Annotated in this window: 11 protein-coding genes; all 11 read right to left on the bottom strand. The window is 63.2% G+C overall.

From position 1 onward, the window contains the following. Positions 1-53: 53 nt before the first annotated feature. Positions 54-2,147: a TonB-dependent receptor gene (locus tag BM252_RS11415; protein ID WP_093387563.1), complete on the bottom strand. Its 2,094-nt coding sequence runs from the start codon at positions 2,145-2,147 to the stop codon at positions 54-56. A gap of 239 nt (positions 2,148-2,386) precedes the next feature. Further along, positions 2,387-4,219, bottom strand: a complete 1,833-nt coding sequence (gene typA / locus BM252_RS11420) for a translational GTPase TypA (RefSeq protein ID WP_093387735.1) — start codon at positions 4,217-4,219, stop codon at positions 2,387-2,389. A gap of 238 nt (positions 4,220-4,457) precedes the next feature. Continuing rightward, positions 4,458-5,393 carry a tRNA pseudouridine(55) synthase TruB gene (truB, locus tag BM252_RS11425; RefSeq protein ID WP_093387565.1) on the bottom strand — a complete coding sequence of 312 codons (936 nt, stop codon included), beginning with the start codon at positions 5,391-5,393 and terminating at the stop codon, positions 4,458-4,460. 179 nt (positions 5,394-5,572) lie between these two features. After that, entirely contained in the window at positions 5,573-5,992 is a 420-nt protein-coding gene (gene rbfA / locus BM252_RS11430) for a 30S ribosome-binding factor RbfA (protein ID WP_093387566.1), read from the bottom strand. Positions 5,993-6,081: 89 nt separating this feature from the next. After that, positions 6,082-8,940 (bottom strand): translation initiation factor IF-2, encoded by a 2,859-nt coding sequence (gene infB / locus BM252_RS11435; protein ID WP_093387568.1) that lies wholly within the window; start codon positions 8,938-8,940, stop codon positions 6,082-6,084. Between the two features lie 46 nt (positions 8,941-8,986). Then, entirely contained in the window at positions 8,987-10,552 is a 1,566-nt protein-coding gene (nusA, locus tag BM252_RS11440; protein WP_093387569.1) for a transcription termination factor NusA, read from the bottom strand. Beyond that, on the bottom strand, positions 10,549-11,037 hold the full coding sequence (rimP, locus tag BM252_RS11445) for a ribosome maturation factor RimP (protein ID WP_093387736.1): 489 nt from the start codon (positions 11,035-11,037) through the stop codon (positions 10,549-10,551). The genes nusA and rimP overlap by 4 nt, the downstream gene beginning before the upstream one ends. Positions 11,038-11,349: 312 nt before the next feature. Beyond that, a complete protein-coding gene (rluB, locus tag BM252_RS11450) occupies positions 11,350-13,452 on the bottom strand; it encodes a 23S rRNA pseudouridine(2605) synthase RluB (protein WP_093387571.1) in 2,103 nt (700 codons plus the stop codon). Beyond that, entirely contained in the window at positions 13,439-14,233 is a 795-nt protein-coding gene (gene scpB / locus BM252_RS11455; protein ID WP_093387572.1) for an SMC-Scp complex subunit ScpB, read from the bottom strand. The genes rluB and scpB overlap by 14 nt, the downstream gene beginning before the upstream one ends. A 353-nt stretch (positions 14,234-14,586) precedes the next feature. Next, positions 14,587-15,612: a glucokinase gene (locus BM252_RS11460; RefSeq protein WP_093387574.1), complete on the bottom strand. Its 1,026-nt coding sequence runs from the start codon at positions 15,610-15,612 to the stop codon at positions 14,587-14,589. A 369-nt stretch (positions 15,613-15,981) separates the two neighbouring features. Next, positions 15,982-16,944 carry a VTT domain-containing protein gene (locus tag BM252_RS11465; RefSeq protein WP_093387575.1) on the bottom strand — a complete coding sequence of 321 codons (963 nt, stop codon included), beginning with the start codon at positions 16,942-16,944 and terminating at the stop codon, positions 15,982-15,984. Between the last annotated feature and the right edge of the window lie 10 nt (positions 16,945-16,954).

Genomic DNA, 16,954 nt, shown 5'->3' on the forward strand with positions numbered 1-16,954 from the left:
ACGCAGCCCGCCACAGCTCCGCATGGCTACGCCACGGCGCGCCATCCTCGGCCTCATTCGAACTTTTTTACCAAGCCCACATAGATGCGCCGCGCGACGAAATGATCGAAGCCGGCCTGACGGAATGTGCTCGTATCGATCCAATAGCGGCGCTTGCTGCCATCGAAAATATCATTGGCGTTGACCGTCAAGCTGAGTGTCTTACTCACTTGGTGCTTCCAGCTTAAATTGACGCTGCTGGTCGCCCCATATCGGCCCAGCGGGGTTATCCCCGCCGACTGGACATGCGCATCGAGCGACACGTCGTCGTGTCCGCCGCTATACGCCGCTCTGAAGTTGACATAGCCCGAGACGGCGTTCTGCCGCACGGGGCCGGAAAGATCGGGCGTATCAAGCATCACGCCGTACGCGCCGCCGTCCATACCCAAACGCAGCGTCGCGTCCGGCGTCCAATCGACAGACCCGGTGATGCCGGTCGAGCGCGCCCTGCCGCCGTTCTGCTTCGAGGTAAGCAGCACCTTGTCGGCAAAACTGCGCGCATCCGTCACCGTCTCGCGGCTGCTACGAAAGAAGGCACTCAGACTGCCGCTCAGCTGCCCCACTTCGACATTGCCGCCGATCTCCCAAGAGCTCAGCAGCTGCGGCTTGAGCCTGGGGTTGCCGCGACTCAAATTTTGCGCATCGACATAAGTGGTGAAGGGATTGAGATCGCGCGGGTCCGGCATCTGCACACTGCGGCGATAACTCAGCGTCAGGTCGACCTTGTCGCTGACGGCATATTGCGCGTGAAGGCTGGGATTGAATGCCCGCCAATGCGCCGTTTGCATGCCGCTCTGCGCCGGACTCACCTGGAGCGCCATGCGTTCGGCCCGTCCTCCCAACAGCACCTCCCATTTTTCGTAGCGGATCTGGTCGGTCAAATACGCCGCGTGCAGCGTGGTCTTCACGGCATAACCGTTGCTGGTGTTCAGGTCGGGCGTCTCGGCACCTGTTGAAGGATCGACCAGCGCCTGATAGTTATAGAGGTCGTCGACTTTGCGCTGGAGATCCAGACCCATGCCCCACTGGCCCCGCTCAGTCGAGCGGCTCCAGTCGATGGTGGCCTGGCTGAGGTGGCGCGCCGACTTGGTGGTGCCGTGACTGTAGGCGCTGGCGCGCGCAGGCTCGACGAACACGTCGCTGTACGACTTGTCGATCAAACCCTTCGTCGCGCTGTGCTGAAGCATTGCCTTCAGTGCTGCGCCACTGTCCTGGCGGCTGAAACTCACACTGGCGCTGTTGTCCGACTGCTCGTTTGGACCGTCGGAAATACGATGGTAAATGGTTTCCGCAGCGCCGCTACGCTCCTCGTTGAGCACGTCGAACAGCGGACGCGAGCGGCGCGCGTTGTGCCGTGCCGACAGGCTCAAGCTATCCCTGTCGCTCAAGGCACGATCGAGGCTCAGTGCCGCGCTTTCGACGGTGCGACGGACGAACACCTCCGAAGTCTGCCGCGTCTGTCCGGTTTGGCCGCCAAGTGGATTGTTCCAGTCTACCGCCGACTGGCGGATTTTCAGCGTGCCGTCATGGCGGAACGTCAGGTTGCCGTGCAGGCTCAAACTATCCCGCGTCACGTCGCCCGCGCTGCCGACATTCCATAATCCTTGGTCGGTGGCGCTGCCCTGGATCTGTGCGTGTGCGCCCGGCTTGCGGTTCCGCTTCAACACGATGTTGAGGATCGCGCCGCCATTGGCCTGGTAGGCAGCGGACGGATTGGTGATGACCTCGATGCTGGCAATGTCCGCGCCGCTCATGGTCTGTAGCGCCAGCGCCCGCTCGTCGCCCGAGCCCGAGGTGATCGCCGTCGGCTTGCCGTTGACCAAGACCGTGACCCGGGTATTTCCCTTGACCGAGATTTGCCCATCGGCCGACACCGACACCTCTGGCGTCGATTGCAACACATCTTGCGCCGTACCGTTTGCCGCCCTGGTCGAGTTGGCAACGTCGTAGACAGTCTTATCCAGCTTTTTGACGACCGCTTCCCTCTTTCCCGCCACCACAACCGTTGCGCTTGCCGCCTCCTTCTCCTGCGCGCGCGACGCTTCCGGCAGCGCGACGAGCCCGAGCAGTATCAATGAAAGTGCCGCCCTAGGCACGCAGGCGATCATGCAGCGGCGTAGCCATCAATGCCACCGTTGGGTGGACAATGTTAGCGGCGGACTCTTGGTTGGATTGCATGCCAATATTATAAAGTTTCTAAACAATAATTAGGCGCATATTTAAGATGTGACGTTGACGGCCCCGCAAACGACAAACCCGCCGTGTCCGCATCACCTTTTCAGGTCATGCGAACACGGCGGGTTTTGCTGCGGGCGGCTAGCGCCGCCCGCGCTGCTGCGAAACGCTATTAAGCGTCGCGCGATGCTTTCTTGCGCTCGTTTTCTTTCAGGAAGCGCTTACGCAGACGGATCGACTTAGGCGTGATTTCCACCAGTTCGTCGTCGGCGATGAATTCAACGGCGTACTCCAGCGACATCTGAACCGGCGGCACCAGGCGCACGGCTTCGTCGGTGCCCGACGAACGCACGTTGGTCAGCTGCTTGCCCTTGATCGGGTTGACCACCAGATCGTTGTCGCGCGAGTGGATACCGATGATCATGCCTTCGTACACTGGGTCGTTGTGGACCACGAACATACGGCCGCGATCCTGCAGTTTCCACAGAGCGTAGGCAACGGCGGCGCCGTCGTCCTGCGAGATCAGCACGCCGTTGCGACGGCCGGCCATTTCGCCACGGGTGTTGTCGACCGCTGCGTACTCGTCGAAGATGTGGCTCATCAAGCCAGTACCACGGGTCAGGGTCATGAACTCCGACTGGAAGCCGATCAGGCCACGTGCAGGGATGCGGTATTCCAGGCGTACACGGCCCTTGGCATCCGATTCCATGTTCTGCAGGTCGCCGCGACGACGGCCCAGTTCTTCCATCACGCCGCCTTGGTTGGCTTCTTCGACGTCAACGGTCAGCAGTTCGAACGGCTCGTGGCGCACGCCATCGACCATTTTGTAGACCACGCGTGGACGCGACACGGCCAGCTCGAAGCCTTCGCGACGCATGTTTTCGATCAGGATGGTCAGGTGCAGCTCGCCGCGACCCGATACTTCGAAGATCGTGTCGTCGTCGGTCGGCGCAACGCGCAGGGCGACGTTGGCTTTCAGTTCTTTGTCCAGGCGGTCGCGCAGCTGGCGGCTGGTGACGAACTTGCCTTCGCGGCCGGCCAGTGGCGAGTTGTTGACCATGAAGTTCATGGTCAGCGTTGGCTCGTCGACGGTCAGCATTTCCATCGCGTCCGGGGTGTCCGGTGCGCAGATGGTCGAGCCGATGCCGATTTCTTCGATACCGTTGATCAGGATGATGTCGCCGGCGACGGCTTCGTCAACCAGCACGCGCTCCAGGCCCTTGAAGTTCAGCACCTGGTTGATGCGGCCCTTGATCGGGGTCGAATCCGGACCGTTCAGGACGATGACGTCCTGGCCGGTGCGCACGCGACCGCGCGAAACGCGGCCGATACCGATTTTACCGACGTAGGACGAGTAGTCCAGCGAGGTGATTTGCATCTGCAGTGGACCGTCTGGATCGTCGTCACGCGAAGGAACGTGCTTCAGGATCGCTTCGAACAGCGGCTTCATGTCGCCTTCGCGGACGCTGTCGTCCAGCGAGGCGTAGCCGTTCAGGGCCGAGGCGTAGACGACTGGGAAGTCCAGTTGCTCGTCGGTGGCGCCGAGTTTGTCGAACAGTTCGAAGGTGGCGTTGATGGCCCAGTCAGGACGGGCGCCCGGACGGTCGATCTTGTTGACGACGACGATAGGCTTCAGGCCCAGCGCCAGTGCCTTGCGGGTCACGAAGCGGGTCTGTGGCATCGGGCCTTCTTGGGCGTCGACCAGCAGCAGAACCGAGTCCACCATCGACAGAACACGTTCCACTTCGCCGCCGAAGTCGGCGTGGCCTGGGGTGTCGACGATGTTGATGTGGGTGCCTTCGTACTCAACGGCGCAGTTCTTCGACAGAATGGTAATGCCGCGTTCTTTTTCAAGGTCGTTCGAGTCCATCACGCGGGTTTCAACTTGCTGGTTGTCGCGGAAGGTACCGGACTGGCGCAGCAGTTTGTCGACGAGGGTAGTTTTACCGTGGTCAACGTGGGCGATGATAGCGATGTTGCGAATTGCGCGTTTTGTAGTAGACATGGTCATTTATTTGCTGAAAAACTGCGGGGGCGTACAGCGTGTACGGAGGTGTTCGGTTGCTTGCCAATTTCTGGAACCGCGTAGTATAGCATGCGGCATTGCTTCAGTTCAAAAAATCCTCGCGATTCAAAGATTTAGCGCAATTGTGCACGGCCGCGCGGACGCGAAAAAGCCCGCCGGTGGAGCCGGGGGAAATCAAGGCGAGGCAGGCGCCTGCTGGCGCCGTCCGTGGCGATGCTTAGGTGTGCGCGGTGGCGATCAGGCGCTCGGGCGCCAGGATGCTGTACTCGCCCAGCTGGCCGGTGCCGAGCAGCTTGTCGTCCAGATAAACGCGGACCCTGCCCTGCTCGGCCGGCAGCGGGCCGGGCAGCGACTCGACGTCCTTGCCCAGCGCCAGGCGCTGGCCCTGCAGGAAACGCTTGGCCAGCTCGGCGGTCAGCTGCACGGCCGGGAAGCTGGCCAGCAGCGCATCGACCGGCGCCAGCAGGCTCAGCGGGTCCGGGTGGACCACCAGCGCGTCCAGCGTCAACATGCCCTCGATGGTCAGCGGGCCGACCTGGGTGCGGCGCAGCGCGTTCAGGTGGGCGCCGCAACCGAGCGCCTCGCCGATGTCCTGGCCCAGCACGCGGATGTAGGTGCCCTTGCTACATTTGACCGACAGCTTGAGGAACGGCGCCTCGTAGCTGATCAACTCAAGCTTGTGGATGATGACGTTGCGCGCCTCGCGCTCCAGCGTGATGCCGGCGCGGGCGTACTCGTAGAGCGGCTTGCCGTCGCGCTTGAGCGCCGAATACATCGGCGGCACCTGCGCGATGGGGCCGCGGAAACGGGCCAGCACGGCTTCGATCTGCTCCACCGTCACGTCGACCGGATGGCTCTCGACCACCAGGCCCTCGGTGTCGCCGGTGTCGGTGGTCTGACCCAGATGGACCGTGGTGTCGTAGGTCTTGTCGGCCTCCAGCAAGTCCTGCGAGAACTTGGTGGCCTCGCCGAAGCACAGCGGCAACAGGCCGGTGGCGAAGGGGTCGAGGGTGCCGGTGTGGCCGGCCTTCTTGGCGTTGAGCACGCGCTTGGCCTTGATCAGCGCGTCGTTGCTGGAGAAGCCGACCGGCTTGTCGAGCAACAGCACGCCGTCGACCAGGTCGCGGACTCGTTTCGGATGGTTTTGCTTCATGTGTGTGCGCTAGGAGGGTGTTTCAAAATGGACGTGGCAAGGCGCTGCGACGAAGACAGTGCGCTAGCACGGCTAGGAGCAGCAACGCCGCCACGGCCGTTTTGAAACAGCCTCTGGCCAGCCGCGTGGGCGACGGCGCACACACCGGACTTGGCCGGCCGCGCCGGCCTTCACTCAGCTTACTCGGCGTCCTTGTCCGTTGGTTCCTGCTGCGCCTGCTCGTCGTCCTTGGAGCGGGTGGCGTTGGCCTGGTCGATCAGCAGCGACAACTCCATGCCGCGCGCGGTCGAGCTGTCGTGCACGAAGTGCAACGCCGGCAGCGTGTGGATGTGCAGGCGCTTGCCCAGCTGGCCGCGCATGTAGCCGGCCGCCGCGTGCAGGCCGTCGCAGGTGTTCTTGATGTCTTCCTTGCTGTCTTTGAGCATGGTGAAGAACACCTTGGCGTGGGCGTAGTCCGGCGTGACCTGCACCTCGGTGATGGTGATCATGCCGACGCGCGGGTCTTTCAACTCGTAGGCGATGATTTCCGACAGGTCGCGCTGGATCTGGTCGGCCACGCGCAAGCCGCGCGCGGGGATGTTTTTACTGTGTTTAGCCATAAATTCGGAATTGCTTTTCTTTAAATAACAAGTGGACGGGAGCAATTATGCGCCCGTCCACCCGGTCAAACCACTCTAATCGACAGCGCTTACAGCGTGCGGGCGATTTCCTGAACTTCGAACACTTCCAGGGTGTCGCCAACCTGGATGTCGTTGTAGTTCTTCAGCGACAGGCCGCACTCCAGACCGGCGCGGACATCTTTCGCGTCGTCCTTGAAGCGTTTGAGCGAGTCGATCTCGCCGCTCCACACCACGATGTTGTTGCGCAGCAGGCGTACCGAGGAATTGCGCTTGACCACACCGTCGGTGACCAGGCAACCGGCGACCGCGCCGACCTTCGAGACCAGGATGACCTGGCGAATCTCGACCTGGCCGATGACGGTTTCGCGTTTTTCCGGTGCCAACATGCCCGACAAGGCCGAACGAATTTCGTCGATCGCGTCGTAGATGATGTTGTAGTAGCGGATGTCGACGCCGTTCGACTCGGCCAGCTTGCGCGCCTGGGCGTCGGCACGGGCGTTGAAGCCGATGATGACCGCTTTCGAGGCGACCGCCAAGTTGACGTCGGACTCGGTGATGCCGCCGACGGCCGCATGGACCACCTGCACGCGCACTTCCGAGGTCGACAGCTTCTGCAGCGAGCTGACCAGTGCTTCTTGCGAACCCTGCACGTCGGTCTTGATGATCATCGGCAGGTTTTTGACCTCGCCTTCGGCCATCTGGTCGAACATGTTTTCCAGCTTCGCGGCTTGCTGTTTGGCCAGTTTCACGTCGCGGAACTTACCTTGACGGAACAGACCGATTTCACGCGCCTTGCGCTCGTCGGCCATGACCATGACTTCCTCGCCGGCTTGCGGCACTTCGGTCAGGCCCTGGATTTCGACCGGGATCGACGGACCGGCTTCGCTGATCGGCTTGCCGTTCTCGTCCAACATGGCGCGCACGCGGCCATACGAGGAGCCGGCCAGGATCACGTCGCCGCGACGCAGGGTGCCGGACTGCACCAGGATCGTCGCGACCGGGCCCTTGCCCTTGTCCAGACGGCCCTCGACCACCAGGCCACGGGCCGGCGCATCGATCGGTGCCTTCAGTTCCAGAATCTCGGCCTGCAGCAGAACCTGTTCCAGCAGGGCGTCGATGCCCTCGCCGGTCTTGGCCGACACCGGCACGAATGGCGATTCGCCACCGTATTCTTCCGGCAGAACCTGCTCGGCGACCAGTTCCTGCGTCACGCGGTCCAGATTGCCACCCGGTTTGTCGATCTTGTTGATCGCGACAACCAGGGGCACGCCGGCCGCCTTGGCGTGGGCGATCGCTTCCTTGGTTTGTGGCATCACGCCATCGTCCGCCGCCACCACCAGGATGACGATGTCGGTGGCCTTGGCGCCACGGGCACGCATCGCCGTAAAGGCTTCGTGACCCGGGGTATCCAGGAAGGTGATGGTGCCGCGCGGGGTTTCCACGTGGTAGGCACCGATGTGCTGCGTGATGCCGCCGGCTTCGCCCGACGCCACTTTGGCGCGGCGGATGTAATCGAGCAGCGAGGTCTTGCCGTGGTCGACGTGACCCATGACGGTGACCACCGGCGCGCGCGGCACCGATTCAAAGTGAGCGTGCTCACCCTGGTCGGCCAGCAGCGCTTCCGGATCGTCCTGTTCGGCGGCGAAGGCTTTGTGGCCCATCTCCTCGACCAGAATCATGGCCGTTTCCTGGTCCAGCACCTGGTTGATGGTGCACATCTGGCCCAGTTTCATCAACTGCTTGATGACCTCGGAAGCCTTGACCGACATCTTGTGGGCCAGTTCGGCCACGGTGATGGTTTCCGGTACGTAGACGTCCTTGATCACGGCCTCGGTTGGGGCCTGGAAGTTGGTCTCGCGATCGTCCGAGTGCGAAGGACGACGGCCCTTGGCACCACCGCGCCAGCTGTCGCGGCCGGTCGACGGACCGCCACGGCCCTTGTTGGCGCTGTTGCCCGGCGCGCCGCGTTTTTTCGCGTCGTCCGACCAGGTCGACGAAACGTTCGCCGATTTGATCGATTTCTTGTCGGCGGTGACAGGTTTCTTGTCGTCTTTTTTCTCGCCGGGCTTCTTGTCGGCGGGCTTGTGCAGCGTGCCTTCAGGCGGTTTCGGCTTGACGGCGACGACCGGGGCGACCGGCTCGGGAGCCTTGATGGCGCGGCGTGGCGCGTTCATCATCGCCTTGATCTGGGCTACCTCGTCGGCCACGGCCTTGCGGGCGCGGTCGGTCGCTTCAGCCTTTTCGGCGGCTTCCTTGGCGGCTTGCGCGGCTTTCTTCTTGGCTTCCTCGGCGGCGGCGGCCTTCTTCTCTTCCGCTGCGCTATCGGCGGCCGGCGCGCTGCCGGCGGCGACCGCGGTCGCGGCGGCGGCGGCCTTGGCGGCAGCCTTTTTGGCTTCGGCGTCGGCTTCCTTCTTGGCGGCCGCTTCGGCTTCGGCGTTGGCCTTGGCTTGGGCGTCCTTCTCGGCGTCCAGCTTGGCCAGGCGCTCTTGCTTCTCGCGCAGGTCGGCTTCTTGACGGGCGATCAGTTCGACCTGCTTGCGGGCCTCTTCCTCACGGCGCGCGATATCGGCCGGGTCGGCCACGGCGACGGCGGGCGCGGCAGGTGCTGCCGGTGCCGGCACGTCGTCGCGTTGCACGAAGGTGCGTACCTTCTTGACGGCGACCTGGATCGTGCGCGACTTGCCAGTGGCGTCGGCCTGCTTGATCTCGGTGGTTTCTTTGCGCGTCAGCGTGATCTTTTTCTTTTCGGTGTCAGCCGCCGCGCCGTGGGTGCGACGCAGGTGATCCAGCAGCTTATCCTTATCATCTTTCGACAATGGATCTGACGTCGAACTTTTTTCGACGCCGGCAGAACGCAGCTGCGTCAGCAGCAAATCTGCAGGCATCTTCAGTTCGGTGGCAAATTGGGCTACGTTGTTACTCGCCATTCAGTCCTCTTTTCTATGTGTCGCGGAGATGATAAAGATACTCAAATTAAGCCTTTGCGGATTCGGCAAGACTCCATGCCTTGGCCTGGAGGGCCTTGGCACGATCGTCGTACTTTGAGTCAACCAACTTCATCTCATCGTCGGTCACATCTTCAAATTCACTCTTAATCAGTTCACGTGCGCGGTCGGCGGACAGTGCCAAAATAGCACCGAATTCGTCGTAGGCCAACGCACTAAATTCAACCACGGTCTTGATACCAGCCAGACCCAGCTTGCCGGCGGTGATGCGGTCCATGCCTTCCAGACCAACCAACGCCTCGTCCATGCCTTCCAGTCCCTCTTCCGAAGCGATCGCTTCGGTGACCAGCGCATCACGGGCACGGGTACGGAGTTCATTGACGGTATCCTCGTCGAACGATTCGATTTCCAACATTTCGGAGATCGGCACGTAGGCGATTTCTTCCAGGCTGGCAAAGCCTTCTTCCACCAGGATGTCGGCCACTTCTTGGTCGACGTCCAGTTTTTCCATGAACAGGGCGCGAACCGCGGCCGTTTCCTGGGCTGCCTTGTCGGCCGATTCCTCGGCCGTCATGATGTTGATTTTCCAGCCGGTCAGATCGGCGGCCAGGCGCACGTTCTGGCCCGAGCGGCCGATGGCGATGGCCAGGTTTTCCTCGTCGACCACGACGTCCATGGCGTGCTTCTCTTCGTCGACCATGATCGACGAGACGTTGGCCGGGGCCAGCGCGCCGATGACGAACTGGGCCGGATCTTCCGACCACAGCACGATGTCGACACGTTCGCCGCCCAGCTCGCCGGTGACGGCCTGGACGCGGGAACCGCGCATGCCGACACAGGTGCCGATCGGATCGATCCGCTTGTCCGAGGTGAACACGGCGATCTTGGCGCGCACGCCGGCGTCGCGGGCGGCGGATTTAATTTCCAGCATGCCTTGTTCGATTTCCGGCACTTCCAGTTCGAACAGCTTCATGATGAATTCCGGCGCGGTGCGCGACAGGATCACTTGCGGGCCGCGCATATTGCGGTCGATACGCAGGATGAAGGCGCGGACGCGGTCGCCGATACGCAGGTTTTCCTTCGGGATCATCTGGTCGCGCGGCAGGCGCGCTTCGATCTTGCCCGATTCCACGATCGCGTCGCCGCGTTCCATGCGCTTGATGGTGCCGGTGACGAGCGAGTCGCCGCGTTCCAGGAAGTCGACCAGGATCTGTTCGCGCTCGGCGTCACGCACGCGCTGCAGGACCACTTGCTTGGTGTCCTGGGCGAAGCGGCGGCCGAACTCGACGGATTCGATCGGTTCTTCGATGTGGTCGTCGACTTCGATGTCGGCGATCTGTTCCTTGGCTTCGAAGTGCAGGATCTCCTGATCCGGCAGCTGCAGGCCCGCCTCGTCCGGCACCACGTGCCAGCGGCGGAAGGATTCGAACTCACCCGACTCGCGGTCGATCGAAACGCGAATATCGACTTCACCTTCATAGCGTTTCTTCGTGGCTTGCGCCAACGCGAATTCCAGCGCGCCGAATACGACATCTTTATCGACGTTTTTTTCACGCGCCAGCGCGTCTACCAATAACAAAACTTCGCGACTCATGCTTTGCGTCCCTTAAAATCCACCTGCGGCACCAAGCGTGCCTTATCCACATCGGCGAGCGTAAACTCCAACATCGCCGGACCATCTTTTCCTTCAAATTCCAATGCCAAGTTCTCGCCCTGGGGTTCTTGCAGAACGCCCTGGAACGATTTCCGGTTATTACTATCCGGCATGGCCACGCGCAGTTTGACGATGACTTCGCATCCGGCAAACCGCACAAAGTCTTCCAGCTTGCGCACCGGGCGGTCCAGCCCCGGCGACGAGATTTCGAGACGTTCGTAGTTCACGTTCTCGACCGTCAGCACGTGCGACAGCTGGTGGCTGACGGTGGCGCAATCCTCTACGGTGATCGGGCCTTTTTCGGCAGCATCGGCTGCGGTGAAATCGATATACACGCGCAACAGTCCACGCTCGGCCCGTTCGACATCAACCAGCTCATAGCCCAGACCGGCCACGGTCTTTTCAATTAATTCCGGCAGCTGCAAGAAAATTCTCCAGATCAAGGCCCGTTTCACGGATGAAATCGGACCGTTCAAAACGGTTCACCAAAAAAAAAATGGGCATCTGCCCATCTTCCTGTATTACCAACCAGATGAAAGCACTCTCAGCAAATTACCCTGCGAAGACTTTTACTAGGCTGGTTATTATAACCGCATATCGTCCGCTCCGCAATGCCGCGCTACCGGCAGAGGCAGGCGTACAACAGAGCAGTACAGGCCGCTAGGCCAGTAAAACAGCGGCTTCACGGGCCGTGCGGCCTGCCGTCGCGAGGACGGCGGGCCGCGCCGGCCGCGCGTTTAACCCTTGCGGCGACGCGGCATGCCATGGTCGATGGCACCGCCGCGCGGCGGCTGGTTGCGACGCGGCGCCGAGGCGTTGCCGAAACCAAAAGTCGTCTGCAACGGATCGGGCTGGCGTGGACCGCGCGGGCCTTTCGCACCCTGCCCCATGCCGCCGCCCTGACCACCCTGGCCGCCTTGGCCGCCTTGACCACCCTGGCCGCGCGGGCCACGGGCTGGACCTTCGTACGGCGCGCCCAGCGGACGACCGCCAGCATAGGCGCCAATGCCTTGCGGACGACCACCCGGACGACCCGTACCCTGGCCGGCGCCGCCTGGGCGACCCATGCCTTGGCCGGCGCCGCCTGGACGACCCTGGCCTTGACCCTGGTAGCCGCCTTGCGAGCGACCCATGCCGCCGCGCGGACCTTTCGGGAACGGATCGGCGTTGCTGTTGCTGACGTCCGGACGGTTGAAGTTCGGCTCGTCGCGGTCCTCGCGCTCCTCGCGCTCGGCGTAGTCGCCACGCCCCGGACGCTCGCTGCGTTCCGGGCGCTCGGCGCGTTCGTTCGGACGCGAAGGACGCGGGCCGTTGCCCTTGGGACCACGGCTCTCGGCACTGACCGGAATCTTCTTCTCGACGCCATACGCCGTCAGCATTTCGCGCACGGCGTTTTCTTCCATTTCTTCCCAGCGACCGCGCTTCAGGTTGCTTGGCAGGGTCATTGCGCCGTAGCGGGTACGGATCAGGCGCGAGACGGTCAGACCGATCGCCTCGAACATGCGGCGCACCTCGCGGTTACGGCCTTCGCCGATGATCACGCGATACCATTTGTTGATGCCCTCGCCGCCACCGTCGGCGATCTTGGTGAACTGCGCCATGCCGTCTTCCAGCTCGACGCCGGCCAACAGCTTCTGGCGCATGCCCTCTTCCAGCTCGCCCAGCGTACGCACGGCGTATTCGCGGTCGATGTGGTAGCGCGGGTGCATCAGGCGGTTGGCCAGGTCACCGGAGGTGGTGAACAGCAGCAGGCCTTCGGTGTTGAAGTCGAGGCGGCCGACGGCCAGCCATTTGCCGGCCTTCATGGTCGGCAGGCGGTCGAACACGGATGGACGGCCGTCCGGGTCGTCGTGGCTGACGATCTCGCCGGCCGGCTTGTGGTAGACCAGCACGCGCGGCGGCTTCTTGCTGACGCGGCGCTGGATCAGTTTGCCGTTCAGGCGGACGTGGTCGGTGGCCAGGATGCGTTGGCCGATGTGGGCCGGCTCGCCGTTGACCGAGACGCGGCCGGCGAGGATCAAGTCTTCCATGTCGCGGCGCGAACCGAGACCGGCTTCGGCCAGCACCTTGTGCAGCTTGGGCGCGTCGTCGTCCGAGGTCAGATCGCGGCGCACCACTTTGGCGGGCGCCTGGTAGCGTGCTTTCGGCTCTTCGCTGTCGAAATCGTCCGAGGTAACGTAGGAGAACACCGCATCGGCGTCGTCCGTCGGCGCCGCGGCGCCGTGTGGCTGCGGCTTGCCGCCCTTGCCTTTGTGCGCCCCCTTGCCGGCGCCGCGCGTGTCGTTGCGCGGACCGCGCTCGTGGCGTGGCTTGCCGTCGGCCGGCCAAGCGCCTTCGGCGGCGACTTCGCCCTCGCCTGCGGCGACCGGCTCCGGACGCGGCATCATGGCTTGGCGGGCGGCGCGCTGTTCACGCATCTGGCGTGGGCCGCGCGGTGGGCGCGGACCGCGCTCGCCGGCCACGGCAGGAGCGCCTGGCGCTTCCACTGCCGGGGCGGCTTGCGCTGCCGCGGCGCCATCGGCTGCGGCGGCGACTGCGGCCGGCTTGGTGGCCGGCTTGGCGCGCGGCTTCTTGGCCGGCGCGGCTTGCTCGCCGGCTGGTGCGGCTTGCTCGCCGGCTGGTGCGGCTTGCTCGCCGGCTGGCGCGGCCACGGCGGTGGCGCCCTCGACGGCGGCGGCCTCGGCCTTCGGCTTGCGCTTCGGCTTGGCGGCGGGCGCGCCGGACTCTGCGGCCACGGCCGCGTCGGCTTCGATCTGCGCCTTGGTGCGGCGTTTCGGTTTGGCGGCCACTTCGGCGGCGATTGCGCCTGGGACGGTCTCTTCGGTATTAGGATTGTTCATTATTCATTTCTTGGTTGTGCTCAGCGTCAACCGTTAAATCTGGCGCGGGGTCGTGAGTAGGTGCTTCATCTACAACTAAAGCATCGTGGCCGGTGTCCGGGCTTGCCGTGACGTCGTCGGCCACAAGCTCCTCATTTTCCGTACCAACATGTTGGGCGGCATCTTCAGCCGCTCGATCAAAATTCTCCTGCAGGGCCGCCTCCAGCGCTTCCATATCCGGCTTGCTGCCCTGCGTATCGCTGATTTGCTGCAATGGCGGCAGCTGGGACAGCGAATTCAAACCCAAATCATCCAAAAACTGCTTGGTGGTGCCCAGCAAGGCCGGCCGCCCGACCACGTCGCGATAGCCGATGGCGTCGACCCAACCACGGTCTTCCAACATCTTGATCGTCTGTGAATTGACGGCGACGCCACGGATCTCCTCGATATCACCACGCGTCACCGGTTGCCGGTAGGCGATGATGGCCAGGGTTTCCATGGTCGCGCGCGAATATTTTGGCGGCTTTTCGGGGCTCATGCGGTCGAGATACAACTTCATCTCGGGGCGGCTCTGGAAGCGCCAGCCGGTCGACAGGCTGACTACTTCGATGCCCTTGCCGGCCCAGTCCAAACGCAACTGCTCCAGCAAGTCCTTGATCGTATCGGCACCCACTCCGGCGCCGCGCGGCCTGCCCTGGTCATCGAGCTCGACATACAGTTTTTTCAAACTATGTATCGACAAGGGCTCTTGCGCGCACAGCAACGCGGTTTCGAGGACTCTTTTCGCCTCAACTGTATCCATAGCAATCTTGTGGTTGCATCAAATGCAAGAAAGAAATCAATCACATTCAGTGAGGCCGTTGACCGACACGCCGTGTCGCCAGGAAGGAGTACTCGCTGAAGCTGTTTGTCCGACGCCCGGGCCGATGCGCGCCGAGCGGGAGTGTTACAGGTGGAGAGACATGCCACCGACGGCCTGCGACACAGCAGCAGTGACCGTTGATTTCAAAGTGAAACGCGATCCAGGCACGCCGCTTTCGGGCGAAAACGCACGTGCAACTATACAAACGATCAATACCGTTTCATCCAACAATCCGAATTGTACCTGATAAAAGCGCGAATAGCGCATTTCCACACCAGGATATGTAACACAGCTTACGCCAAGGAAAGCTTTTCGGACAAGATTGCGGATACACCAACAAAAGCCGGGTAGTCGGCGGTGATGACGAAGGTGGGCACCTGCGCCAGATACTTGGCGAAGCGGCCCTTCTGCTCGAAGCGGGCGCGGAAGCCGGAGCGGTCGAAGCGCTGGCCCAGGCGCGGCACGATGCCGCCGCCTATATAGATACCGCCCTGCGCGCCCAGGGTCACGGCGATGTTGCCGGCGACGGTGCCGAGCATGCAGCAGAAGGCCTCGATCACCTCGTCGCACAGGGTGCACTCGCCGACCAGGGCGCCGCGGGCGATCTCCGGCGCCGACAGGTTCTCGGCCGGCATGTCGGCGTGGTCGGCCAGGGCGCGGTAGATCAGTTCGATGCCGATGCCCGACATCAGGCGCTCGGCCGAAACGTGGTCGAACTCGCGCCAGGCGAAGCGCAGGATCGCCACCTCGGTCTCGTTCATCGGCGAGAAGCTGACGTGGCCGCCCTCGCTGAGCAGGGCCGTCCAGCCGCTGCGCGACGGCACCAGGCCGGACACGCCGAGGCCGGTGCCGGCGCCGATCAGGCCGATGGCGCTGTCGGCCACGGCGGCGCCGCCGCCGACCTGGCGCTTCTGCGCCTGCGACAACAGCGGCAGCGAGCGGGCCAAGGCGGTGAAGTCGTTGACCACGACCAGGGTGTCGAAGCCGCAGGCCAGGCGCAGCGCCTCGATGGAGAATTCCCAGTGGTGGTTGGTCATACGCACCAGGTCGCCGGTGACCGGGTTGGCGATGGCGATGGCGCCCAAACGCACGCCGAACACGCCGGCCGCCGTCACGGCCGGCGAGGCCAGGTAGGCCAGCAGGGCCGCCGCCAGGGTCGGGTAGTCGGCGCAGGCCAGCACCTCGATCAGCTCGATCTTGCCGGGCGCTGTCTCCAGCGCGAAGCGCGCGTTGGTGCCGCCGATGTCGGCCAACAAACGGGGGCCGTTGGCAAAACCGGAGGTGGGGGCGGACGACGTTGGGAGGGACTGGGCTGTCATGATCGAGGAATGAGAAAGGATGCTTAAGCTTAAAGTATTCCCCGGCTCAGGCGCAAGGTCTGTTTGTAGTTTTAGTACATCACAAGCCACACTCAGAACAAAAACTTACAATTTGAAATATTTGCCTCGTAGTATGACTACCGGATGGTGCGCGGCAATAGCCTGCGGCGGCGTGTCCGAAGGCGATGATTTGGCGAGGAAAAGGCGGCGAATGATTCGCCTGGCGGACCGGCGGCACGGGGGATTCGCGCACGAGGTGGCAGCCCATGGAGCTAGGGGGGGGCATAGACGCCAACGGCGCAACCGAGGGTCAGACCCTAGGGTCTGACCCTGGAACTTGGCCCGACGGTGCTCGGCACCGGAAAAAACCTACTGCGGCATGCCCTGGCCGAGCTCTTCCGCCGGCGCCGGACGGTCCGCCGCGAAGGCGGTGTTCCACGCCTCCAGGCCGCCGTGCAGGGGCTTGGCGCGGTGGTAGCCGTGGGCCAGCAGTTGCTTGGCCACATGGGCGGCCGTCACGTCGTTGGGGCAGCTGCAATAAACGACGATGTGCTGATCCTTGCCGAAGGCGGCCAGCGCCGTCAGCGGATCGCCGCCGTTGAACAGCACCGCGCCGGGCACGGACGGTTCGAGCATTTGCGCGGTGGCGCTGCGCGCGTCCACCAGCACCGGCTCCTGGCCCTGCTCCATCAACTGCTTCAAATCATGGATGCTGATGCGTTCGATATCGACCGACTGGTGGAAGCGCTTGCGCTCGACATACTTGAACGAGATGAACAACAGCAGCAACACGGCCAACACCACCAGCGCGGTGGTGCCCATGGTGCTGAGGATGCCCAGCACCTGGTCGACGCTGGTGTGGAAATAGGCGCCGATGGCGATGCCGGTGCCGCTCCACAGCAAACCGCCGAGCACGCTGAAGCCGAGGAAGGTGGCGTTGCTGGTGCCCATGGCGCCGGCCAGCGGCGGGGCGATGGTGTTGAAGCCGGGAATGAACTTGGCGACGATCAGCGCCTTCGGCCCCCAACGCTTGAAATTGTCCTCGGTCTGGCTGACGCAGTAGTCGGGCGACAGCGAGATGCGGCACAGCAGCTTGAGGATGCGCTTGCCGTAGTGGCGGCCGGCGCCGAACCAGAAGCAATCGCTGATCAGGCAGGCGAGCAGGCTCACCGCCAGCACGGCGGGCCAGCTGAAGTCGCCGTCGACGCCCAGCGCGCCGGCCACGATCAGGATGGGAAAGGCGGGAATGGGCAGGCCGATCTGTTCGACCAGCACGACGGCGAAGACGATCAGCACGCCATATTCTTGCAGCAGGAGTATTAAATTCGACATTCGTCTATCT

This window comes from Rugamonas rubra, from assembly GCF_900114705.1.
Taxonomy (GTDB): Bacteria; Pseudomonadota; Gammaproteobacteria; order Burkholderiales; family Burkholderiaceae_D; genus Rugamonas; species Rugamonas rubra.